This window comes from Bacillus sp. LB7 (assembly GCF_030449715.1).
GTDB lineage: Bacteria > Bacillota > Bacilli > Bacillales > Bacillaceae > Bacillus > Bacillus paralicheniformis.
Map to the genome: position 1 here is coordinate 1 of NZ_JASGCA010000066.1, position 353 is coordinate 353.

Genomic DNA, 353 nt, shown 5'->3' on the forward strand with positions numbered 1-353 from the left:
TGGGCACCGTCCTTCGTTTCGATATTATTGAGCGTCTCGAACTTCTTCTCCAATTTGGCAAGAAGCTGTTCGGCATCGTCCGCCATTTCCTGAATAACGGCTTTAAGCGTCTCGAAATCTTCGATATAGTATTCAGCAATCGGCGCTATGTCCTGATCAACAAGCGCCCTATCGATCACAAACGTAAACTGATGCACGCTCATTTTTTGGCCGTTGTCGTAATTGACATAAAGCTCGGCCTGTACGGTTCCGTAATGCTTAACTTGGTTCGGTTCCAAGACATAAAAAATAACGCCCTTCAGCGCGTCTTCGACTTCTGTATTGACATAGACCTGGCTGCCGTCAGTAAATCT

1 protein-coding gene is annotated in these 353 nt (G+C 46.2%); it reads right to left on the reverse strand.

The annotated features are described in order from the left end of the window. Positions 1-353: BppU family phage baseplate upper protein (locus QMZ64_RS23085; RefSeq protein WP_301441641.1), on the reverse strand; the 353-nt coding region annotated here is incomplete at both ends.